The following is a 22,142-nucleotide window of genomic DNA, read 5'->3' as shown; positions in this document are numbered from 1 at the left end:
GCTGACATCTACTCGCCGGCCCGGGACTCGGCGTCGGCGACGCGTTCGATCACGGTGAGCACGCTGTCCGGGTTCAGGGACATGCTGTCGATGCCCTGGTCGACGAGGAACTCCGCGAGGTCGGGGTGGTCGCTCGGGCCCTGGCCGCAGATGCCGACGTAGCGGTCCTTGGCGTGGGCCGCCTCGATGAGCATCGTGATCATCTTCCTGACCGCGGGACTGCGCTCGTCGAACAGGTGGGCCAGGCGGTCGTCGTCGCGGCCGATCCCGAGGGTGAGCTGGGTGAGGTCGTTGGAGCCGATCGAGAAGCCGTCGAAGCGGTCGGCGAACTCGTCGGCCTGCAGCACGTTCGACGGGATCTCCGCCATCACGTAGACCTGCAGCCCGCCCTGCCCGCGCTCGAGACCGAGCTCGGCCATCGTCTCGAGCACCCGGTCGGCCTCCTCCGGGGTGCGGCAGAACGGCACCATGACGATCACGTTGGTGAAGCCCATGCCCGTGCGCACCCGTTGCAGCGCCCGGCACTCGAGCGCGAAGGCCTCGCGGTAGTCCTCGCTGTAGTACCGCGAGGCGCCCCGCCAGCCGAGCATCGGGTTCTCCTCGTCGGGCTCGAACTGCCTCCCGCCGAGCAGGCCCGCGTACTCGTTGGTCTTGAAGTCCGACAGGCGCACCACGACCGGCTCCGGGTACTGCGACGCCGCGATCGTCGCGATCCCGCGGGCGAGGTGGTCGACGAAGTACTCGCCCTTGTCCTCCCAGCCCGCGGTGAGCTCCTCGATCTCGCGGCGCGCGTCCTCGTCCTCCACCGAGTCCAGGTGCAGCAGCGCCAACGGGTGGGCCTTGATCACGTTGTTGACGAGGTACTCCATGCGCGCCAGCCCGATGCCGTGCGCGGGCAGCCGCCACCACTGCATCGCCGCGGCCGGGCTGCCGATGTTCATCATCACGCGCGTGCGCGCCTGCGGCACCGACTCGAGGTCGAGCTCCTGCTCCTCGTACGCGAGTCGTCCCTCGTAGACGTGCCCCTCGTCGCCCTCGACGCAGGAGATCGTGACCTCGCGGCCGTCGGCGAGCTTCTCGGTCGCGTCGCCCGTGCCGACGATCGCGGGCACGCCCAGCTCGCGGCTCACGATCGCGGCATGCGACGTGCGCCCGCCCCGGTCGGTGACGATCCCGGCGGCGCGCCGCATGATCGGCACCCAGTCCGGGTCGGTCATCTCGGTGACGAGCACCTTCCCGTCCTCGAAGCTGTCGACGTCGTCCGCCGACGCGATCACCTGCACCTCGCCGGCCGCGATCGCCTGGCCGATCGCGAGGCCCGAGACGAGCACCTCGCCGGACTCGGTGAGGCTGAAGGTCGACAGCGTCCCGGCCCCGGCCCGCGACTGCACGGTCTCGGGGCGGGCCTGGACGACGAACAGCTCGCCGCTGCGCCCGTCGCGCGCCCACTCCACGTCCATCGGGCGCTCGTAGTGCTCCTCGATGACCGTGCCCCATCGGGCGAGCTGGAGGATCTCCTCGTCGCCCAGGACGACGGCGCGGCGCTCCTCGTCGGTGGTCTCGACGTTCTCGGTCGGCTCGTCCCCCGAGTCCGTGTAGACCAGCTTGCGCTCCTTCGCCCCGACCGTCCTCGCGATGATCGGAACGAGCTCCTCGTGGTCGAGGAACGGCTTGTAGACCGTGTACTGGTCCGGAGTGACCTCGCCGCCGACGACGTTCTCGCCCAGCCCCCAGGCGGCGTTGATGATCGCGGTGTCGGGGAAGCCGGTGTCCGAGTCGATCGTGAACATGACGCCCGCCGACCCGAGGTCGGAGCGCACCATCTTCTGCACGCCGATCGAGAGCGCGACGTCGGTGTGCTCGAAGCCCTGCTCGACGCGGTAGCTGATCGCGCGGTCGGTGAACAGCGACGCGTAGCAGGCCTTGCAGGCGGCCAGCAGCGCGTCCGCGCCGCTGATGTTGAGGTAGGTGTCCTGCTGGCCGGCGAAGCTCGCGTCGGGCAGGTCCTCGGCGGTCGCGCTGCTGCGCACGGCCACGTCGACGTCGCTCGTCTCGTACCGCTGCCCCAGCTCGGCGTACGCCGACCGGATCGCCTCGGCGGTCGGCTCCGGGAACTCGGCCTGGTCGAACAGGTCGCGGACGGCCGCGCCGGCGTCGGCGAGCTCCCGCGACCCGTCGGCGAGCTCGCCGAGGATGTCCGCGATCTTGTCGTTCAGCTGGTTGGCCTCGAGGAACGAGCGGTAGGCCCTCGCCGTGGTCGCGAAGCCGCCCGGGACCCGGATGCCCTTGCCCGCCAGGTTCCCGATCATCTCGCCGAGCGAGGCGTTCTTGCCGCCCACCTCCTCGACGTCGCCGGAACCCACCGTCTCCAGCCAGCGGACCTCGTCGGCCACCGTGTCCACCGTGTCCACCGTGTCCACCGTGTCCACCGTGTCCACCGTGTCCACCGTGTCCTCCTCGTCCGGGGGCCGCGCGCACCGTCGTTCCCGCCACGACGATTGCGCACGGCCGAGCCCACCGGACGGAGTCCCCCGCGGGCCGCCCACGGGAAACGGGGGAACGATTCAGGTCGGGCGAACGAGCCGAGCGACGAGGCGCTCGATCTCGGCGTCCGGGTCGTCGGTCAGCCCGGTGTGCACCGGACCGGGTTGCAGGACGGTGCTGCGCGGCGCGGTCAGCCAGCGGAACCGCTCGCCGGGCGACAGCACCGCCGCCGGCCCCTCGCCCCGCACCGCCCGTTCCCACGCCTCGACGGCGTCGCGCACCGCGTCGAGGTCGGCACCGGCGTCGAGGGCGTGCACGCGGTCGACGTCGAGGGCGGTCCGCGCGTCGAGGTGCTCGCGGTGGCGGCAGTAGAGCAGGACGCCGACGTTGACCAGCTCGCCGCGCTCGATGTCGGGCACCACGCGCAGCAGCGCGTACTCGAACGTGTCTCTCTCGTCGGTTCGAGCTCCGGCAGGTTTCGTCTCCGTCATCTCGGCACCCACGCACTCCGGGCGGCGAGGCGTCCGAGCAGATGCTCGACGTAGGCCTCGCGGAGGGCGTCGGGGGGCCGGTCCGGGTCGTGACCCGCCTCTGGCGCGGCGCCTCCCCTACCGGCGAGCTCCCCTGGTCGCTCCGGGCCGCCCAGCCAGACATCCGGGACCCGGTAGACGACGTCGGTGAGCAGGCCCCGGTCGATCTGCCCGGCGAGGTCGGCGTCGGCCTCGGCGCGCGCGGTGGCCGCGGGCGCGAGGACGTGGTCGCTCGTGTCGTAGGGCCGCGCGACGGCGGCGGCCGCGCGCGCCCAGGAGTGGTGGAAGTACAGGCAGGCGCCGTGGTCGATCAGCCACAGGTCGCGGTGCCAGCGCAGCAGGTTCGGGTTGCGCCAGGACCGGTCGACGTTCTCGACGAACGCGTCGAACCACAGCACCCGCGACGCTTCGGCCGCGTCGATGCGGTGCGCCACGGGGTCGAAGCCGATGGCGCCGGGCAGGAAGTCCATGCCGAGGTTGTCGCCGCCGCTGCGCGCGAGGAGCTCCTGGACCTCCCAGTCGGGCTCGGCGCGGGCGATGACGGGGTCGAGCTCGAGCACCACCAGCTCGGGGACCCGCAGGCCGAGGCGCCGGGCCAGCTCGCCGGCGATCACCTCGGCGACCAGCGCCTTCGGCCCCTGCCCGGCCCCGACGAACTTGGCGACGTAGGTGCCGAGGTCGTCGGCCTCGACGAGCCCGGGCAGCGACCCGCCCTCGCGCAGCGGGGTGACGTACCGGGTGGCGACGATCCGGCGCAGCTCGGACACGGGGCCATCCAACACGGTCATCCCGGTGTCGCCTCCGGAGCGACGCGCAGTCGCCGCAGGAGGAACAGGCAGGCGACCGCGATGTCGTTCCACGCCGTCGCCGCCTCGGCCCGCGACCAGTCGATCTTCTCGCGGAGGGCGCGCGCGGTCGGGAGGACCTTGGACAGGTCGCAGGCGTGCTCGTTGAGCGCGGCGAGCTTGCCGATGATCAGGTCGGTGGCATCGACGACAGGCATGCGCACCGAGAGCACCTCCTGCTCGACGGCCCGGTCGAGCAGCGCCTCGTCGACGGGCTCGCTCGCCAGCCGGAACAGGAGGTCGACGAGCGCGCCGTCGCTGTCCACCTTGTACAGCCAGTCCTCGGGCGGCCGGCGCACGACGAGGCCGGCGCCGACCAGCACCTCGGCGGCCCGCTCGGCCTGCGACTCGGCGACGACGAAGTCGACGTCGTTCTCCGGTTCCGGGCCGCCGAGGGCCCAGCCCGCGTAGCCGCCGGCCAGCGCGAACCCGATCCCGCCCGTACGCAGGGTGACCGCGACCCGCTTGAGCGCCTCTCGGCGCTGCTCACCGTCCGGTTCGCTCATGCCGTGATCGCTACCCGCGTGGGTGCGGCCCGAACCGGGGAACCATGGGCTCCGTGCTCCTGGGGACCTGGAACGTGCTGCACGGTGCCGCGACCGCGGCCGGCCCCGTCGACCTGTCCCTGTTCGCCGACGCCGTCGCCGCGCTCGAGGTCGACGTGCTCGGGCTGCAGGAGGTCGACCGTGCCCAGCCGCGCTCCGGCGAGGCCGACCTCACGAAGGCGGCCGCCGAGGCGATGGGCGCGACCGAGTACCGGTTCGCGCCGACGCTGCACGGCGTGCCGGGCGCGTGGGCGCCCGCGCCGGACGGGGAGCCGGGTGACACGCCGGCCTACGGCGTCGCCCTGCTGTCCCGGTTCCCGGTCACCGCGTGGCGCGTGGTGCCCCTGCCGCGGCTGCCCCGCGACGTGCCGCTGGTGCTCGGGCACCCCCGCCGCCTCGTCGTCGTCCGCGACGAGCCGCGCACCGCGCTGGCCGCCCGCGTCGAGGGCCCGCAGGGCCCGATCACCGTCGTGACCACGCACCTGTCGTTCATCCCGGGCTGGAACCTGCACCAGCTGCGCCACCTCGTGCGGGAGCTGCGCGACGAGGCCCCGCTCGTCGTCACCGGCGACCTCAACCTCGGCGTCCGGCGGGCCCGGCTCGGCAGCGGTCTGCGCGCGCTCGCGCGCGGGCGGACGTTCCCCGCCGACGCCCCGCGCCGCCAGATCGACCACCTGCTCGGGCGCGGCGTCGTCGCCTCCGCGCCGCGGGTGCACCACCCGCCACTCTCGGACCACCGCGCGCTCGCGGCGACCGTGGTGCCCGCGCCCTGAGGGTCCGAGGGACTCACCGCGGGGGGCGCCCGGCGTCGGAGGTGACGCCGAGCGCCCCGGGCGGGTGGGGAGCGGACTGGTCGTCGGGCGGCTCCCGGCCGATCGGCTAGCTGCAGCCGCTGGTGGAGCCGCAGCCCTCGCAGACGTAGCAGGAGCCGGCGGGCCGCATCTTGGTGCCGCAGGTGAGGCAGAGCGGCGCGTCGGCCGCCTTGCCCTGCTGGAGCTCGAGCAGCTCGGTGGAGCTGCCGACCGACACGTCGGCTTTCCGCGCCGCCGGGCTCTCGTCGGCCTCGGGAACCGACACGTCCACCGACGTGCGCAGCGAGTCGACGTCGACCGCCGGCTCGGCCGCCGGAGCCGCGGCGGCCGGCGCCCCGGTGCCGTAGTCGGTGGCCGCGACCTGGGCCGAGCGCTCGTCCGCGGAGAAGATGCCCAGCTGGGCGCGCTTCTCGTACGGCAGGTGGTCGAGCGCGATGCGACGGAACAGGTAGTCGACGACGCTGGTGGCCATGCGGACGTCGGGGTCGTCGGTCATGCCCGCCGGCTCGAAGCGCATGTTGACGAACTTCGAGACGTAGGTCTCCAGCGGCACGCCGTACTGCAGCGCGATGGAGATCGCCATCGAGAAGGCGTCCATGACCCCGGCGAGCGTCGAGCCCTGCTTCGACATCTTGACGAAGATCTCGCCGAGCCCGTCGTCGGGGTAGGACCCTGCCGTCATGTAGCCCTCGGCGCCGGCCACCGCGAACGACACCGTCTCGCTCGGGCGCTTCTTCGGCAGGCGCTTGCGCACCGGGCGCTGCTCGACGACCGCGGGCGCGGCCTCCGCCGTCTTCTCGCTGCTCGACGACTTGCCGGTGGACAGCGGCTGACCGACCTTGCAGTTGTCGCGGTAGATCGCGAGCGCCTTGAGCCCCATCTTCCAGGACTCGAAGTAGATCTCCTCGACGTCCTCGACGCTGGCCCGCTCGGGCATGTTGACGGTCTTGGAGATGGCGCCGGAGATGAACGGCTGCACCGCCGCCATCATCCGCACGTGACCCATCGGGGCGATGGAGCGCTGGCCCATCGCGCAGTCGAACACCTCGTAGTGCTCGGGCCGCAGACCCGGGGCGTCGATGACGTGACCGTGCTCGGCGATGTACTCGACGATGGCCTCGCTCTGCTCGGGCTGGTAGCCGAGAAGGTCGAGCGCGCGCGGGATGGTCTGGTTGACGATCTGCATCGAGCCGCCGCCGACCAGCTTCTTGAACTTGACCAGCGAGAAGTCCGGCTCCACCCCGGTGGTGTCGCAGTCCATCATGAAGCCGATGGTGCCGGTGGGCGCGAGCACGCTGGCCTGGGCGTTGCGCCAGCCGTTCCTCGCCCCGATCTCGAGGCCGTTCTGCCACTGCGCCGTGGCGGCCTCGCGGACGCGGGCGTCCTCGCGGTGCATGGTGCGGATGGCGTCGTTGGCTGCGGCGTGCTTGCGCATGACGCGGCGGTGGGCGTCGGCGTTGCGGGCGTAGCCGTCGTACGGGGCGACCGCGCCGGCGAGCTCGGCGGAGCGCCGGTAGGCGGTGCCGGTCATCAGCGAGGTGATCGACGCCGCCAGCGCGCGGCCGCCCTCGGAGTCGTACGCCCGGCCGGTGGCCATGAGCAGCGCGCCGAGGTTGGCGTAGCCGATGCCGAGCTGACGGAAGGCGCGCGTGGTGTCGCCGATCGCCTCGGTCGGGAAGTCGGCGAAGCAGATCGAGATGTCCATCGCGGTGATGACCAGTTCGACCGAGCGCACGAAGTCGTCGACGCGGAAGGTGTTGTCGTCGTCGAGGAACTTCATGAGGTTCAGTGACGCGAGGTTGCAGCTGGAGTTGTCCAGGTGCAGGTACTCCGAGCACGGGTTCGACGCCGTGATGCGCCCCGACTCCGGCGAGGTGTGCCAGTCGTTGATCGTGTCGTCGTACTGCAGACCGGGGTCGGCGCACTCCCAGGCGGCCTCGGCCATGCTGCGGAACAGCGACTTGGCGTCGACGGTGTCGATCACCTCGCCGGTCATCCGCGCCCGCAGGCCGAACTCCGTGCCCGACTGCACCGCGCGCATGAACTCGTCGGAGACCCGCACCGAGTTGTTGGCGTTCTGGTACTGCACCGAGGCGATGTCGGAACCGCCGAGGTCCATGTCGAACCCGGCGTCGCGCAGCACGCGGATCTTGCGCTCCTCGTCGCGCTTGGTGGCGACGAACTCGGCGACGTCGGGGTGGTCGACGTCGAGGACGACCATCTTCGCCGCGCGGCGGGTGGCCCCACCGGACTTGATGGTGCCCGCCGACGCGTCTGCGCCGCGCATGAACGACACCGGGCCGGAGGCCGTGCCGCCCGAGGACAGCAGCTCGCGCGACGACCGGATGCGCGAGAGGTTCAGGCCGGCGCCCGAGCCGCCCTTGAAGATCAGCCCCTCCTCGCGGTACCAGTTGAGGATCGACTCCATCGTGTCGTCGACCGACAGGATGAAGCAGGCGCTGACCTGCTGCGGCGAGGTGGTACCGACGTTGAACCACACCGGCGAGTTGAAGCTGAAGTACTGGTGCAGCAGCATCCAGGTCAGCTCGTGGGCGAAGACCTCGGCGTCCTCGGGCGTGGCGAAGTAGCCGTGCTGCGTGCCCGCCGCGGTGTAGGTGCCCACCACACGGTCGATGAGCTGGCGCAGGCTCGACTCGCGCGCGTCGGTGCCCTGGGCGCCGCGGAAGTACTTGCTGGTGACGATGTTGACGGCGTTGACCGACCAGGCCTGCGGGAACTCGACGCCACGCTGCTCGAAGTTGATCGAGCCGTCGCGCCAGTTCGTCATCACCACGTCACGGCGTTCCCACACGATCTCGTCGTAGGGGTGGACCCCCGCGGTGGTGTGGACACGCTCGATCGTCAGGCCCCGCCGCGGCGCGGCGGTTCCCGACTCCTCGGACGTGGTGCCGACGGTCTCCGTCATCGGTGCCATCCCTCTGTTCGTCGCTCGCGACGGTCCGGCGGCGCTTCCCCACGCACCCGACCCGCCACTGTGTTCCCCGACTGTGTTCCCGACTGTGTTCCGAACTGTGTATCCCCGACCGTCAGTCCCCGGACCGTGCCGCCGGCACGTCCCTCACGTCCTCCACGTCCGGCGCCTTCTCCCCCGCAGGGTCGCCCCGACCCCCGACATCGCCGTCCCGCGCCGCAGCGCGCAGGTCGGCGATCTCGGCCTCGAAGTCGGCCACGCAGGAGAAGTTGCGATAGACGCTGGCGAAACGCAGGTACGCCACCTCGTCGAGCTCGCGCAGCGGCCCCAGGATGGCCATGCCGACCTCCTGGCTGGGCACCTCCGCGGTGCCCGCGGCCCGGATGGTCTCCTCGACCCGGTGGGCCAGCTGGGCCAGGGCGTCCGGATCGACCGGGCGTCCCTGGCAGGCCCGGGCCACACCGCGCACGACCTTGTCGCGGCTGAACGGCTCGGTGACCCCGCTGCGCTTGACCACGGCGAGCACCGGTTCCTCGACGGTGGTGAAGCGCTTCCCGCACGAGGAACACGATCGGCGCCGCCGGATCGCCTGCCCCTCGTCGGCCTCGCGCGAGTCGACGACACGGGAGTCGTTGTGCCGGCAGAACGGACACCGCATGTCGACTCCCCTCCCGCGTCACGGCCCCGGGCGGAGTTGTCCCCAACCCCCGGGACAGAAGCCCCGGATCCCCGCCGTCCTGGGGACGGAGCTGGGGAGAACCGGGCCCGGTCCGTGGATCGAGCGCCCCCGCCGGTGGAGCACCACCGTCGTTCCGGTGGAAGACCCTGTGGAAGGACCTTCACCAGTATGCACAAGCTGTGGACTAACTACACCAGTGTAACCACTAGATGTTGGGGTGGGACGGTAGCGACGCGCCGACGCCCGATGCAACTCCCCAGACGCGCGCCGGCCACCCGGGCGCCGAGCGGGCGTCACCCGTGGATCAACGGCCCGCGAACTGGGACAGCGGGGCGGGCGGTGCCCGAGTGGGTGTACGGACGACGCAGCGACCATCCGGCGAGCCGGGTCTCATCCGGCGGGCACCACGAGCGGCCGACCGGGGACGACGGCCGACCCCTGCAGGCCGTTGAGCTCCTGGATCCGGGTGACGACGGCCCCGATGTCGGCGCCGGGGGCGACGCGGCCGGCGACGTCGCCGAGCGACTCCCCCGTCCCCACGACGGCGACCGTGGTGCCCGTCGGGGCCGGACCGGTGGGGGCGCCGGACGGCACGACGAGCCCGAGGAGCGCGCCGACCAGGACGCCGAGCAGCACACCCAGCACGGCGACCGCCGCGACGCGCCGTCGACGCAGGACGACGGGCGCGACCTCGACGCGGGCGCGCTGCTCGCGCGCCGGATGCGTCGCCCCGCCACCGGCCACGCGCGGGCGCACCGGGGGCGGCATCGTGGGCGCACGACGACCCGCCGGACGGACCGGCCCGTGCACGTCGTCCGGGCGCGCCGGGCGCGAGCCGGCGGGCCGCGGGCGCCCGGCCGGGCGAGCGGTCGGGCGCGGCGGCACACCGTCGGGCGACACGGGTCCGGCCGCCTCCCCGTTGCGCGGACCCGGGACCTCGGCGTCGCAGCGGCCCCGCGGACCGGTCGTCCCCACGGACATGTCGACCTCCTCGCATCGCACAGGCGTTCGATCGAACGCGTGTGCGATGTCTAGCATCGACCCCCGACAACGTCGACGAATCGCACGGCGTGTCGTTCGAACACGTGTTTGATCCTGCCGGTGCTCGGCGCTAACTTCGCCGTCGAACCCCCCGCCACCTGCGCGGGGCGCGGCGCCCTCCCGGGTGCCGCGGACGACGTCGGAAAGGACACGGCCATGGCACGCACGCCCCAGGGCCCGGGCGGCCCCGAGGAGCCGGGGGCAGCGGCCGACGCCGTCGTGCCCGCCCGGGTGCACCCGTTCCCGGAGCCCGCGGACGCCGACGCGTCGCCGGGCCTCACGCCGCGCCAGCGCAAGGTCCTCGAGGTCATCCGCGACCACGTCGAGCGCAACGGCTACCCGCCGAGCGTCCGCGAGATCGGTGACGCGGTCGGGCTGACCTCGACGTCCTCGGTGGCCCACCAGATGCGCACCCTGGAGAAGAAGGGCTACCTGCGCCGCGATCCCAACCGGCCGCGCGCGCTCGACGTCCGCCTCCCCGAGGAGCTCGAGGGCGCCGGAGTCGAGGTGGCGGAGCACACCGAGGAGATCCGCGCGGATCGCCCCACGCCGACCTTCGTACCGGTCGTCGGCCGCATCGCCGCCGGTGGCCCGATCCTCGCCGAGCAGGCCGTCGAGGAGGTCTTCCCCCTGCCGCGCGAGCTCGTCGGCGAGGGCTCGCTGTTCCTCCTGCGCGTCGCGGGCGACTCGATGGTCGACGCCGCCATCACCGACGGCGACTGGGTGGTCGTGCGCCAGCAGCCCGTGGCCGACAACGGCGAGATCGTGGCCGCGATGATCGACGGCGAGGCGACCGTCAAGACGTTCAAACGCAAGGACGGCCGCGTCTGGCTGCTGCCCCACAACGACGACTACGAGCCGATCCCGGGCGAGGACGCCACGGTGCTCGGCAAGGTCGTCGCGGTGCTACGGCGCCTCTGAGCCTTCCTCACCAGCCGTCGGCCGTCCCGCGGAGGTGCGCGCCGGACCGCGGGACCGTCCTGCCCGGCCGTGAGATCGGGGCCCGGCCCTCGGCGCGCTCGCCGACCACCGGGGCCACCACCGTCGCGCTCGCGGTCCTCGTCGCCGGGCCGGTGCTGGCCGCGCTGCTGACGCTGGCGCTCAGCGCTCCGGGCCGGGAGCGAACGGAGCCGTCGGACGCGGAGAGCCAGCGAACCCTCTCGGCGCGCTCCCCTGGACGTCCGCTGGATCACGCGCGGCGGATCGGCGGGCACGCGCCAGGTGCCGGACGCCGACGGCGACGACGACCACGCCGACGGCGAGCACCGCGAGGGAGACGCCGAGCCCCCAGAACCGCTCGGCCGCGCCGCCGCGGGACGCGACGAGCCCGCCGACGATCACCAGCGGGACGAGCAGGGCCGGCAGCACGCGGTGCAGGGCGGCGACGGGGTCGGGGCGCTCCATGCGCTCGAGCGTGGTCCTCGGCGCGCGCCGGCACCATGCGCGATCCCCGCAGTCAGCCTCAGACTGTCACTGAGGCTGTGTCCTGAGCGGCTCGCCGCAGGTGCTCGGCGAGGTCCTCGACCCCGGGCGCGGGGCGGGCGCCGCGAAGCAGGACGAGCGTGCGGCGGGCGAAAGGTTCGGCCAACTCGCACACCGCGAGCCCGCGGGCCGGGTCGACGACGTGGCGCGGGACGACGGCGAGCCCCACCCCGGCCGCGGCCAGGTCGACGACGGTGCCGAGGTCCACGGCGCGCCCGCGGTGGCGGGGCACCGGGGCGTGCTCGCCCAGGTTCGCCGCGAGGGTCAGCGTGAGCGGCGCGTCGGGCTCGAGGCCGACCAGCGGATGCTCGGCGACCTCGGCGAACGGCATCGCCTCCCGCCCGTCGGGCGGGCCACCGGCCGGCCCGACGACCACGAGCGAGTCGTCGGTGAGGCGGTCCTCGGCGCGCGGCGGGTCCTGCCGCGCGTCGACGACGACCACCCCGAGGTCGGCGTCTCCGTCGGCGAGCAGGCGGACGCTGTCGGCGCTGCGGCGCTCGCGGGTGACGACGTCGACGTCCGGGTGCGCGACGAGGAAACTCACCAGCGCGCGGGGCACGAGTCTGCGCATCGCGGAGCTCCCGGCCAGGAGGGTCACCGGGGTGCCGGCCGGGCGCCGGTAGCCCGCCACCGCGCCCTCGAGCCGGCCCAGGTCGTCGAGGACGTCCCCGGCGTGGCGCGCCAGCGCGCTGCCCGCGGGCGTCGGGCGCACCCCGCGGCGTCCGCGCACCAGCAGGTCGACGCCGGCGTGGTGCTCGAGCGCCCGGATGCGCGCGCTCGCCGAAGGCAGGCTGAGGTGCAGCCGCGCCGCGCCCGCGGTGATCGAGCCCTCGGCGACGACCGTCCGGAACAGGCGCAGGTCGATCAGGTCATAGCGCACGCCGCGCAGCCTACGGTCAGGACGCAGGCTGGGCGCCGGAGCGAACGCGGACTTCGCGCGCATAGAAGCAGCGAACCGCCCGTTCGCTGCGGAAGGCTCGGGGACAGGTCAGCGCCGCCGGCGCACCACCGCGACGACGGCGACGAGCGCGAAGGCGCCCGCCGCCACGGCAAGCACCACGCCGATGCTGGCCAGCGGCTCCGGGAGGCCGGCGCGGTCGGCAGAGGACGTTGAGGGGGACGTCGAGGGGGACGTCGAGGGGGACGTCGAGGGGGGCGGCGAGGACACCAGCCCCGTCGCCCCCGGCACCGCGTGCAGCGGCGCCGGCGGGGCGTCCTCCGGAGTCTCGCCGGTCGAGAGCAGCGTCCCGTCCGGGGCGAAGGCCAGCGCCTCGCCCTGCGTCTCGCCCGGCAGCGGGACGCGCACGGGCGTCGCGCGCAGGGCGGCCGCGACGTCGTCGGCGGTCGCGGTGCCCCCGGGCGCCGGGTAGAGCCAGGCGTCGGCGTAGGTGCGCAGCGCGACGACGCGACCGTCGGCGGAGATCGCGCCGCCGGTGTAGGCCCCGGAGCCCAGTGACGTGATCGCCTCCCCGGGCACGACGACCTCGCCGACCCGTCGCAGCGCGACGGTGCCGCCGTCACCGACCGGCGACTCGGCCGCGTAGACACCGCTGCGCCCGCTCAGATCCTTCGTGACGATCACCGGGCGGTCGTCGCCGGGCATCAGCAACGACTCGGCGTCGTGCGCACCGTCGGGATAGGTGAGCCGGGTGATGGTCTCGTCGCCGGAAGGCGACACCCGCAGCAGCGCCACCGTCCCGCGCTTGCGGTCGTTGTCGCCGATGTCGGCGAGCCACAGCGTGCCGTCGGCGCTACGGGCGAGGTCCTCGACGTCGCGCCCCCGGTCCGGCACCTCGATCTCGCCGACCACCGCGCAGGAGTCGTCGAGCCGGTACACGGTGCTCGGGTTGCCGCTGTCGTTGACGACCTCGAAGGTGCCGTCGTCCGCCACGACGAGACCCGACGTCTCCGCCAGACGGGGGTCGTCGAGCGCGCAGCGCTGCACCGGGTCCGCCCACGCCACGCCCGGTACGACCAGGCCGGCCGCGACGACCAGCGCCAGCACGACCTTGCTCAGGGTACCCGCGCCGGATCGACTGCCGCGGCGCGCAGGCATGCCGCGAGCTCCTCCGAGACGCGGGCGTGCAGCACCGTGCCCTCGGCGGTGTGGCGCTCGGCGAGCACCTCGCCGTCGGAGTGCGCCCGGGCCACCAGGGCGCCCTCGGTGTAGGGCAGCAGCACCTCGAGCTCGACGTCGGGGTGCGGCAGCTCCTCGGCGAGGCGCGCCTCGAGCCGATTGAGCCCCTCTCCGGTCCGCGCCGACACGAACACCGCGCCGGGCAGGGCCCCGCGCAGCTCGGCGAGCGCCATCGGCTCGGCGGCGTCGACCTTGTTGACGACCAGCAGCTCCGGCGGCACCGGGGAGCCGCCGTTCGAGGTCGAGCTCCGCGGCGCTCCGTCTCCCGAGACGTCGGCGATGACCTCGCGCACCGCGGCGATCTGGTCCTGCGCCGACGGGTCGGAGCCGTCGACGACGTGGAGCAGCAGGTCGGCGTCGGCGACCTCCTCCAGCGTCGAGCGGAACGCGTCGACGAGCTGGTGGGGCAGGTGGCGCACGAAGCCGACAGTGTCGGTGAGCGTGACCTCGCGGCCGTCCTCGGTCTCCCAGCGCCGCGTGGTGGGGTCCAGGGTCGCGAAGAGCGCGTCCTGCACCAGCACGCCGGCATCGGTGATCGCGTTGAGCAGGCTGGACTTGCCGGCGTTGGTGTAGCCGGCGATCGCCACCGACGGCACGGCGCGCGACTGGCGGCGCCCCCGCTTGGTGTCGCGGACCGTCGACATGTCCTCGATCTCGCGGCGCAGCTTGGAGATGCGGCGGTGGATGCGGCGGCGATCGGTCTCGAGCTTGGTCTCGCCGGGACCGCGGGTGCCGACGCCTCCGCCGCCGGCGCCACCCCCGCCGCCGGCGCCACCGCCCTGCCGGGACAGCGACTCGCCCCAGCCGCGCAGACGCGGCAGGAAGTAGCGCAACTGGGCCAGCTCGACCTGCGCCTTGCCCTCCCGGGAGCGCGCGTGCTGGGCGAAGATGTCGAGGATCAGAGCGGTCCGGTCGACGACCTTGACCTTGAGCTTCTCCTCGAGGTTGCGCAGCTGCCCGGGCGAGAGCTCGCCGTCGCAGATGACGGTGTCGGCGCCGGTGGCCTGCACGGTCTCGCGCAGCTCCACGACCTTGCCGGAGCCGACGAACGTGCCGGGGTCGGGCGTCCGGCGGCGCTGGATGAGGCCGTCGAGCACCTCGGAGCCCGCGGTCTCGGCGAGCCGGGCCAGCTCGACCAGCGAGGCCTCGGCCTCGCGGGAGGTGCCCTGGGTCCAGACGCCGATGAGCACCACGCGCTCGAGGCGCAGCCGCCGGTACTCGACCTCGGTGACGTCGGTAAGCTCGGTGGACGACCCGGCGAGCCCGGGGACCCGTCGCAGCGACGTGCGCTCCTCGAGGTCGAGGGCGCCTCCCGTGGGCTCGTCCGGCGCGGCGGCGAGATCGGTCGGCCCGGCCGACGTGTCGAGCCGGATGTCGCTGGAGCGGCCCGACGCACGGGTCGGGGTGTACGGGCGAGGGTCCTGCGGTGCGGGTTCTGTCATGTTGCCGCCCATGGTTCCACGACCGGCGACGGGAAGACCACCACACGCGCGACGTGGCATCGAGGGGAGCACGCCGATAGGGGAGCTCGACCTCGGAGGTCAGACGCGCGCCGGGACCGCGGCGCCCCACGTGCCGTGGGCGACCAGCTCGGCCGGGCCGGTCAGGGTGGTCGTCGCGCCGCCGACGCCGACGACCAGCGTGCCGCCCGGTGTGTGCACGGTGACGGTGCCCGTGTGCCGCCCGGCCGCGTCGAGGGCGGCGACCGCCCCGGCGACCGTGCCGGTGCCGCACGACCGGGTCTCGCCCGAGCCGCGCTCGTGCACCCGCAGGCGCACCGCCCCGTCGGTGAGCGGCGTCAGGACCTCGACGTTCACCCCGTGGGGGAACAGCGTCCGGTCGTAGGCAGGCGGCGCGGCGAGGTCGAGACCCTCGAGTTCGGTGCCAGTCACGCACGCCAGGTGCGGGTTGCCGACGTCCACGGCGACACCGGTGAGCTCGAGGCCGTCGACCACGGTCGTCGAGGCGGGCCCGAGCACGGCGGGGCCCATGTCGACGGTGACGGGGCCGGTGCGGTCGACCGTCACCCAGCGCGTGCCCGCGCGCGTGGCGACGGGGTGGGTGCCGGGTGCGACGAGCCCGGCCTCGAGGAGGTAGCGCGCGAAGACCCGCACGCCGTTGCCGCACATCTCCGCCGGCGAGCCGTCGCCGTTGCGGTAGTCCATGAACCAGGTGGCGTCACCGTTCCGGTCGCCGTCGATCCCCGCCGCGACGGCGACCGGCGTGTCGGTGCGGACGACGCGCAGCACCCCGTCCGCCCCGATGCCGCGCCGGCGGTGGCACAGCGCGCGGACCAGCAGGCCGTCGTCGCTGTCCAGGTCGATCGAGCCCTCGGGGTCGGGCAGCACGACGAAGTCGTTCTCGGTCCCGTGTCCCTTCACGAACTCCACGCCGTCCAGCGTATCGACCGCGACCGCGCTGCGTGATCTGCAAAACATCTCGTTCGGCAAAAGTGCAGAGACTGCAAGATCGGCCTATCGTCGACGGCGTGACCACGGGACTGCGCGAACGCAAGAAGCTCCGGACGCGCCGGGCGCTCGGCGCCGCCGCCCTGGAGCTCGCAGTGACCCACGGGCTCGCCGAGATGACGGTCGAGCAGATCGCCGAGGCCGCCGACGTCTCGCCGCGCACCTTCTTCAACTACTTCTCGTCGAAGGAGGAGGCCGTCGTCGCCGCCGACGTCGAGCGCACCCGCGACATGGGCGAGCGCCTCGCCGAGCGCCCGGCCGGCGAGCCGGTGCTCGAGTCGGTCCGCGCGGTCATGCGCGAGATGGTCGGCGACGCCCCACGCTCGCGGGAGTGGATCGCCCAGGCCCGCCTCGTGAAGTCGGAACCGAGCCTCGTGCCCCAGCAGCTCGCGGCCTACGCCGCCGCCGAGCAGCACCTCACGACGGTCATCGCCGAGCGCACCGGCCTCGGCGCGCAGGACCTCTACCCGGCGCTCACCGCCGCCGCGGTCATGTCCGCGATGCGCGTGGCCACCACCCGCTGGCTCTCCTCCGACGAGCACGGCGACCTCGTCGGCGTGGTCGACCAGGTGATCGACCTCCTCGCCGTCGGTCTGCAGTCCCCGCCGTCGCGGGCCCCCTGAGCCCCGCCGGCACCGGCCCGTCCACCACCCCCGCGCTCCCCTCCCGGAGAACCCTGATGTCCGCACCGGCGACGACGCCGCCCGCCCCGAGCAGCGGCGCCGAACCCCCCGCCACCCGCCACGTGCTGGTGGCCCTCTCGGGCCTGCTCATGGCCCTGTTCGTGGCGATCCTGTCCTCGACGATCGTGTCCAACGCGCTGCCCCGGATCCTCGCCGACCTCGGCGGGACCCAGGCCCAGTACACGTGGGTGGTCACCGCCTCGCTGCTCGCGATGACGGCCTCCACGCCGATCTGGGGCAAGCTCGCCGACCTCTTCTCGAAGAAGCTGCTCGTCCAGATCGCGATCTCGATGTTCATCGTCGGGTCGATGCTCTGCGGCCTGACGACGGGCACCGCCGAGCTCATCGGCTTCCGCGTCATCCAGGGCCTCGGCATGGGCGGGCTGATGGCGCTGGCCCAGGTCGTGATCGCCGCGATCATCCCGCCGCGCGAGCGCGGCCGGTACTCCGGCTACCTCGGCGCGATCATGGCCGTGGCGACGGTCGGCGGCCCGCTCATCGGCGGCGTCATCGTCGACACCATCGGCTGGCGCTGGTGCTTCTACGTCACCGTCCCGATCGCGGTCCTCGCGCTCGTCGTCCTCCAGCGCACCCTGAGCGTGCCGACGGTCAAGCGCGAGGTGCACATCGACTACCTCGGCGCGATCCTCATCGCTGCCGGCGTCTCCGCGCTGCTCATCTGGACCTCGCTGGCGGGCCACCAGTTCGCCTGGGGCTCGTGGACCTCGGTGGCCGTCGTGGGCGGCGGCGTCCTCGCCCTCGTGCTGGCCGTGGTCGTCGAGTCGAAGGTCCGCGAGCCGATCGTGCCGCTGCACCTGTTCCGCAACCCGACGGTCGCACTGGCCACGATCGCCGGTCTGTTCGTGGGCGTCGCGATGTTCGGCTCGACGGTCTACCTGAGCCAGTTCTTCCAGCTCGCCCGCGGCGCGACGGCCACCGAGGCCGGCCTGCTCACGCTCCCGATGATCGCCGGGCTGTTCCTCGCCTCGACGATCGTCGGCCAGCTGATCACCCGCTACGGGCGATGGAAGCCCTACCTCGTCGGCGGCGGGGTGCTGCTCACCGCCGGCCTCCTGCTCGAGGGCCTGTTCGTCAGCGCGACCGTGCCCTACCCGCTGCTCGCGGTGTTCATGGCGATGGTCGGCCTCGGCGTCGGCGCCACCCAGCAGAACCTCGTGCTCGCGGTGCAGAACCAGGTCGCGATGAGCGAGATGGGCGCGGCCAGCTCCACGGTCGCGTTCTTCCGCTCGCTCGGCGGCGCCGCCGGCGTGGCCGCGCTCGGCGCGCTGCTCAGCACGCAGGTCACGAGCTCGATCACGTCCGGGCTCGCGAACCTCGGCATCCCGGCCTCCGGCGTCTCGGGCGGGGAGATCCCGAACCTCGCGACCCTGCCCGAGCCCGTCCGCGCGGTGATCGAGAACGCCTACGGCGACTCGATCGGCACGCTGTTCCTCGTCGCGGCGCCGCTGGCGCTGATCGCCCTGGTCGCGATCCTGTTCCTGCGCGAGGTCCCGCTGCGGCACACGATCGACATCGAGAAGGCCGGGGCGGACTGGTCGGACTCCGGCACCCCGGCTCTCCCCGCCGTCACCGAGACCGAGACGGGAGCGACCGGCGCCGACACGGTCCGCCTGCGCCGACCCGCCCTGCGCGGCACCGTGCGCCACGACGGCGAGCCCGCCCCGTACGCCGTGCTCACGGTCGTCGACGCCGACGGGCGCCAGCTCGGCCGGGCGATCAGCGACGCCGAGGGCACCTACTCCGTCGACGCCGCGGCCGGGCGCCCGCACCTGCTCGTCGTGCAGTGGCAGGGCGAGCCGCACGTCGAGGCGCTGGGCGGGGCCACCGGGCCGCAGCGGCGGGACGTTGCGCTGACCACCCGGAGCACGGTGCACGCCGGCCGTCACGCGCAGCCGAAGGCGCTCGACGCCCCCACGGTCAGCCTCGGCGCCGACCACTAGCGATCGCTCGGGCAGCCCATGAGGTGAGGTTAGGCTCACCTCATGGTCCTCCCCGCGTCCGAGAACCCCGTCTTCGACCATCTCCTGCACTCCGTGCCCGACCTGGACGCCGGGATCGCGGCGTACCGGGCCGCGGGGCTGCCGGCCCGTCCCGCGGCCACGATGCCGGGCTTCCGCAACGCCGCGTGGGGCATCGACGAGCGCTACGTCGAGATCCTCACCGTCGACGACTGGGGGTCCGTCGAGACCGCGCTGTTCGCCGAAGGGCTCGCCCACATCCGCCCGGCCGTCGAGGCGCTGCGCGGGCCGGCGGGCGCGATCACGTTCGCGGTCGACGTCACCGACGCCCGCGCCACCGGGGAGCGGCTGCGCGCGGCCGGGCACGAGGTCGCCGAGGTCCACGTGGAGGTGCCCGGCCACGACGTGTCGTTCGTCGAGGTGTTCGTGCTCGACACCCCGCCGTGGTCGCCCTTCTTCATCACCTACGACCCGCCGCGCGAACAGCTGCACGCGATGCGGGACCCCAGCCTGCTCGACCCGGGGCCCCACGACCTCGCCGGGATCGTCGTCACCAGCCCCGACCCGGCCGGAGCGGCCGCACGCCTCGCCGTCCTCGTCGGGCTCGAGGCCGACGGCACCCGGGTGCCGCTGCGCGGGGCCGCGATCACGTTCGAGCCCGGCGAGCACGAGGAGATCGCCGCGGTCGAGCTGACGAACGGCCCGGGTCGCGGCCCGGTGGACGTCGAGGGCCTCAGCCTGCGGTTCCGGGACTGACCCACGCATCCAGCACGGAGCCGACGAGGTCGGGCGCGCCGGCGTCGAGCCACCGGACACGGGCGTCGCGCCGGAACCACGAGCGCTGGCGGCGCACCAGCCGCCGGGTGGCGACGACCGTGCGCCGGCGGGCCTCGTCGAGGTCGATCGCGCCGTCGAGGTGCTCGAGCACCTCGCGGTAGCCGACGGCGCGCGAGGCCGTCGCCCCTTCCCGCAGGCCCCGGGCCGCGAGCGCGGCGACCTCGGCGACGAGCCCGCCGGCGAGCATCGCGTCGACGCGGGCGGCGATCCGCTCGTCGAGCACCTCGGTGTCGCGGTCCAGGCCGACCAGCAGGGCGTCGTGCCGGGGCGCACCGGGGACCGGCAGGCTCGCGGCGAACGGACGCCCGGTCAGCTCGACGACCTCGAGGGCGCGCACGATGCGCCGCCCGTTGCTCGTGAGGATGCCGCGCGCAGCGTCCGGATCGCGGGCGGCGAGGCGGGCGTGCATCGCGACCGCCCCGACTTCGGCGAGCTCGGCGTCGAGGCGGGACCGCAGCGCCGGGTCGGTGCCCGGGAATTCCAGGTCGTCGAGGACCGCCTGCACGTAGAGCCCCGACCCGCCGACCACCAGCGGCACCCGCCCGCGCGTCCGGATCGCCTCGACCGCGGTGCGGGCGTCGCGCTGGTAGGCGGCGACGGTGGCCGTGTCGGTGACGTCGAGGACGTCGAGCAGGTGGTGCGGCACGCCGCGGCGCTCCTCGGTCGGGAGCTTGGCGGTGCCGACGTCCATGCCCCGGTAGAGCTGCATCGCGTCGGCGTTGACGACCTCCGCGCCCGTCCCGCGTCGGGCCAGCTCCTCGGCGAGGGCGAGCGCGAGGTCGGACTTGCCGGTCGCCGTGGGGCCGACCAGGGCGATCGGGCGGGAGACGCCGTGCGGGGCGCCCGCCGAGAGGGGCGCTCCACCGGTCGAGAGGGTCATCGTCCCCCAGGATCCCAGACACCCCGGTGGGGTGCGGCGGGAGCGTCGTGACGGGGGAAGGGAGTTCCGACGCGCTCGGCGGACCTGCTTGAATGCCCGAACCGTAGGAGCTGGAGGTGTCGGGGCCGATGACCGACGAGCAGGCTGCGGAGGCCGTCGACGGGGCGGACCCCGACGGCGCCACCGAGGCCGCACCCGACGCCGTCACCGAGACCGCGCCGACCCCGGTGGCCTCCCTGGAGTCCGCGCCCCCCGAGGTCTCGACGACCGACCAGGCTCCGCCGGCACCGCCGGCACCCACCCGCGGTCCCGCCGGTGCGCCGGCGTTCCCGTCCGTGACGTCGGCGGCGTCGGACCCGGGGCGCTGGGGCCGGGTGGACGACGACGGCACGGTGTGGGTGACGACCGCCGACGGCGAGCGCGCGGTCGGGTCGTGGCAGGCGGGCGACGCGATGGAGGGCCTCGCCCACTTCGCGGTGCGCTTCGACGACCTGCGCACCGAGGTCGACCTGCTCGTCCGGCGCCTCACCGGCGGGCGCGGCGAGGCCCGGACGATCCTGCGCAGCGCCACCACCCTGCGCGAGCGTCTCGTCGACGCGGCCGTGGTCGGCGACGTCGTGGGGCTCGGGCACCGCCTCGATGCGGTGATCGCGGCCGCCGAGGGCGCCGAGGAGTCCGAGCGGGCGGCCCGCGCGGGGGCCCGCGACGAGGCCGTCGCCCGCAAGGAGGCGCTCATCGCCGAGGCCGAGACCCTCGCCGAGGAGACCACGCGCTGGAAGCACGCCGGCGACCGGTTCCAGGCGATGATCGAGGAGTGGAAGTCGGTCAAGGGGATCGACCGCAAGACCGACGACGCGCTGTGGAAGCGGTTCTCCCGCGCCCGCGAGACCTTCGCCCGCCGCCGGGGCGCCCACTTCGCCGAGCTCGACCGCGCCCGCACCGCGGCGAAGGCGCGCAAGGAGGAGCTGGTCGTCGAGGCGGAGTCGCTCACCGAGTCCACCGACTGGGGGCCCACGGCCGGGCGCTACAAGGAGCTCATGGCCGAGTGGAAGGCGGCCGGGCGCACGAGCAAGGACGCCGACGACGCGCTGTGGGCGCGGTTCCGGGGTGCCCAGGACACGTTCTTCTCCCGGCGCTCGGAGGCGTTCTCCGCCCGCGACGCCGAGTTCACCGACAACGCCCGCGCCAAGGAGGCCCTGCTCGCCGAGGCGGGGCGCATCGACCTCTCCGACGTCGACGCCGCCCGGGCCGCGCTGCGGGACGTGCAGGAGCGCTGGGACGCGATCGGCAAGGTCCCGCGGGAACGGGTGCGGGAGTTCTCGGCGCGTCTCAAGGAGGTCGAGGACCGCGTTCGCGCGGCCGTCGACCGCCGGTGGCAGGCCAGCGACCCCGAGACCGAGGCCCGGGTCGGGCAGTTCCGCGCCCGCGTCGAGCAGTTCGAGGCCCAGGCGGCCAAGGCGCACGCCGCGGGTGACCGCCGCCGTGCCCAGGAGGCCGAGCGCCAGGCCGCCCAGTGGCGGGAGTGGCTCGCCGCCGCGGAGGACGCGACGCGCTGACGCCTGGCGGCACGCCGCGACTGGCGCAGATCGCGTCGAGCTGTTGGATGAGCGCGAGGGTGTAGCGGCCCATGGCCTGCTCGATCACGGGTGGTCGGCGCAGCGCTGTGGTTGCGGTGAACAGGGCCAGCAGGCGGTCGGTTTCGGTGTCGAGGGCGTGGTGTGATCGAGCGCGGGTGGCCGGCAGTGCGCGCACTGCCGGCCAGGTGAGCTCGGCGGCGGCGGTGGGAGTCGGTGCGGCGCCCAGCACGC

The 22,142-nt window shown here is 74.0% G+C and carries 19 protein-coding genes; 6 read left to right on the top strand and 13 right to left on the bottom strand.

Annotation, left to right across the window (positions count from 1 at the left end):
* Window positions 1–8 precede the first annotated feature (8 nt).
* The 4 genes from ppsA to AC2A1K_RS15695 all read right to left on the bottom strand — a co-directional run bounded on the left by ppsA (window position 9) and on the right by AC2A1K_RS15695 (window position 4,365).
* Window positions 9–2,447 (bottom strand): phosphoenolpyruvate synthase, encoded by a 2,439-nt coding sequence (gene ppsA, locus AC2A1K_RS15710; RefSeq protein WP_483897240.1) that lies wholly within the window; start codon window positions 2,445–2,447, stop codon window positions 9–11.
* Between the two features lie 117 nt (window positions 2,448–2,564).
* The gene (locus AC2A1K_RS15705) at window positions 2,565–2,975 is read right to left on the bottom strand and encodes a DUF3037 domain-containing protein (RefSeq protein ID WP_483897239.1); all 411 of its coding nucleotides are present in this window, start codon (window positions 2,973–2,975) and stop codon (window positions 2,565–2,567) included.
* Window positions 2,972–3,802, bottom strand: coding sequence for a HipA family kinase (locus AC2A1K_RS15700; protein WP_483897238.1), 831 nt, complete (start codon window positions 3,800–3,802; stop codon window positions 2,972–2,974). The genes AC2A1K_RS15705 and AC2A1K_RS15700 overlap by 4 nt, the downstream gene beginning before the upstream one ends.
* Window positions 3,799–4,365, bottom strand: coding sequence for a nucleotidyltransferase family protein (locus AC2A1K_RS15695; RefSeq protein WP_483897237.1), 567 nt, complete (start codon window positions 4,363–4,365; stop codon window positions 3,799–3,801). Before AC2A1K_RS15695 ends, AC2A1K_RS15700 begins: the two co-directional genes overlap by 4 nt.
* 53 nt (window positions 4,366–4,418) lie before the next feature.
* On the opposite strand from AC2A1K_RS15695, the gene AC2A1K_RS15690 reads away from it, so the two are divergent.
* Window positions 4,419–5,177 carry an endonuclease/exonuclease/phosphatase family protein gene (locus AC2A1K_RS15690; RefSeq protein ID WP_483897236.1) on the top strand — a complete coding sequence of 253 codons (759 nt, stop codon included), beginning with the start codon at window positions 4,419–4,421 and terminating at the stop codon, window positions 5,175–5,177.
* Window positions 5,178–5,283: 106 nt separating this feature from the next.
* On the opposite strand, the gene AC2A1K_RS15685 is transcribed toward AC2A1K_RS15690, so the two are convergent.
* From AC2A1K_RS15685 to AC2A1K_RS15675, 3 genes are all read right to left on the bottom strand, one after another.
* On the bottom strand, window positions 5,284–8,142 hold the full coding sequence (locus AC2A1K_RS15685) for a vitamin B12-dependent ribonucleotide reductase (RefSeq protein WP_483897235.1): 2,859 nt from the start codon (window positions 8,140–8,142) through the stop codon (window positions 5,284–5,286).
* A gap of 121 nt (window positions 8,143–8,263) precedes the next feature.
* Window positions 8,264–8,806, bottom strand: a complete 543-nt coding sequence (gene nrdR / locus AC2A1K_RS15680) for a transcriptional regulator NrdR (RefSeq protein ID WP_483897234.1) — start codon at window positions 8,804–8,806, stop codon at window positions 8,264–8,266.
* Window positions 8,807–9,217: 411 nt separating this feature from the next.
* Window positions 9,218–9,808 carry a LysM peptidoglycan-binding domain-containing protein gene (locus tag AC2A1K_RS15675; RefSeq protein WP_483897233.1) on the bottom strand — a complete coding sequence of 197 codons (591 nt, stop codon included), beginning with the start codon at window positions 9,806–9,808 and terminating at the stop codon, window positions 9,218–9,220.
* A gap of 216 nt (window positions 9,809–10,024) precedes the next feature.
* Between AC2A1K_RS15675 and lexA the strand changes: the two genes are divergently transcribed.
* The gene (gene lexA, locus AC2A1K_RS15670; RefSeq protein WP_483897232.1) at window positions 10,025–10,789 is read left to right on the top strand and encodes a transcriptional repressor LexA; all 765 of its coding nucleotides are present in this window, start codon (window positions 10,025–10,027) and stop codon (window positions 10,787–10,789) included.
* A 180-nt stretch (window positions 10,790–10,969) separates the two neighbouring features.
* On the opposite strand, the gene AC2A1K_RS15665 is transcribed toward lexA, so the two are convergent.
* The 5 genes from AC2A1K_RS15665 to dapF all read right to left on the bottom strand — a co-directional run bounded on the left by AC2A1K_RS15665 (window position 10,970) and on the right by dapF (window position 15,886).
* Window positions 10,970–11,272 (bottom strand): hypothetical protein, encoded by a 303-nt coding sequence (locus tag AC2A1K_RS15665; RefSeq protein WP_483897231.1) that lies wholly within the window; start codon window positions 11,270–11,272, stop codon window positions 10,970–10,972.
* Window positions 11,273–11,330: 58 nt separating this feature from the next.
* Window positions 11,331–12,230: a LysR family transcriptional regulator gene (locus tag AC2A1K_RS15660; RefSeq protein WP_483897230.1), complete on the bottom strand. Its 900-nt coding sequence runs from the start codon at window positions 12,228–12,230 to the stop codon at window positions 11,331–11,333.
* A 108-nt stretch (window positions 12,231–12,338) separates the two neighbouring features.
* The gene (locus AC2A1K_RS15655) at window positions 12,339–13,406 is read right to left on the bottom strand and encodes an NHL repeat-containing protein (protein WP_483897229.1); all 1,068 of its coding nucleotides are present in this window, start codon (window positions 13,404–13,406) and stop codon (window positions 12,339–12,341) included.
* Window positions 13,364–14,929, bottom strand: a complete 1,566-nt coding sequence (gene hflX, locus AC2A1K_RS15650; RefSeq protein WP_483897228.1) for a GTPase HflX — start codon at window positions 14,927–14,929, stop codon at window positions 13,364–13,366. Before hflX ends, AC2A1K_RS15655 begins: the two co-directional genes overlap by 43 nt.
* Window positions 14,930–15,028: 99 nt before the next feature.
* Complete coding sequence (gene dapF, locus AC2A1K_RS15645) at window positions 15,029–15,886, bottom strand: diaminopimelate epimerase (RefSeq protein WP_483897344.1); 858 nt, start codon at window positions 15,884–15,886, stop codon at window positions 15,029–15,031.
* An 89-nt stretch (window positions 15,887–15,975) separates the two neighbouring features.
* On the opposite strand from dapF, the gene AC2A1K_RS15640 reads away from it, so the two are divergent.
* Genes AC2A1K_RS15640 through AC2A1K_RS15630 form a run of 3 tightly spaced genes read left to right on the top strand, consistent with a single transcriptional unit; the run spans window position 15,976 to window position 19,373 of the window.
* Window positions 15,976–16,578: an acyl-CoA-like ligand-binding transcription factor gene (locus AC2A1K_RS15640; RefSeq protein WP_483897227.1), complete on the top strand. Its 603-nt coding sequence runs from the start codon at window positions 15,976–15,978 to the stop codon at window positions 16,576–16,578.
* Between the two features lie 56 nt (window positions 16,579–16,634).
* The gene (locus tag AC2A1K_RS15635; protein WP_483897226.1) at window positions 16,635–18,599 is read left to right on the top strand and encodes an MFS transporter; all 1,965 of its coding nucleotides are present in this window, start codon (window positions 16,635–16,637) and stop codon (window positions 18,597–18,599) included.
* Window positions 18,600–18,641: 42 nt separating this feature from the next.
* Window positions 18,642–19,373, top strand: coding sequence for a VOC family protein (locus AC2A1K_RS15630; RefSeq protein WP_483897225.1), 732 nt, complete (start codon window positions 18,642–18,644; stop codon window positions 19,371–19,373).
* Here the strand turns inward: AC2A1K_RS15630 and miaA are convergent.
* Window positions 19,351–20,334: a tRNA (adenosine(37)-N6)-dimethylallyltransferase MiaA gene (gene miaA / locus AC2A1K_RS15625; protein ID WP_483897224.1), complete on the bottom strand. Its 984-nt coding sequence runs from the start codon at window positions 20,332–20,334 to the stop codon at window positions 19,351–19,353. The genes AC2A1K_RS15630 and miaA overlap by 23 nt on opposite strands.
* A gap of 128 nt (window positions 20,335–20,462) precedes the next feature.
* Here miaA and AC2A1K_RS15620 point away from each other — a divergent pair, with 128 nt between their 5' ends.
* A complete protein-coding gene (locus AC2A1K_RS15620) occupies window positions 20,463–21,890 on the top strand; it encodes a DUF349 domain-containing protein (protein ID WP_483897223.1) in 1,428 nt (475 codons plus the stop codon).
* The last annotated feature ends 252 nt before the right edge of the window (window positions 21,891–22,142 follow it).

The organism is Actinomycetospora sp. 2LY8.5, assembly GCF_057180585.1.
This window is presented reverse-complemented; position numbering and strand designations above follow the sequence as displayed.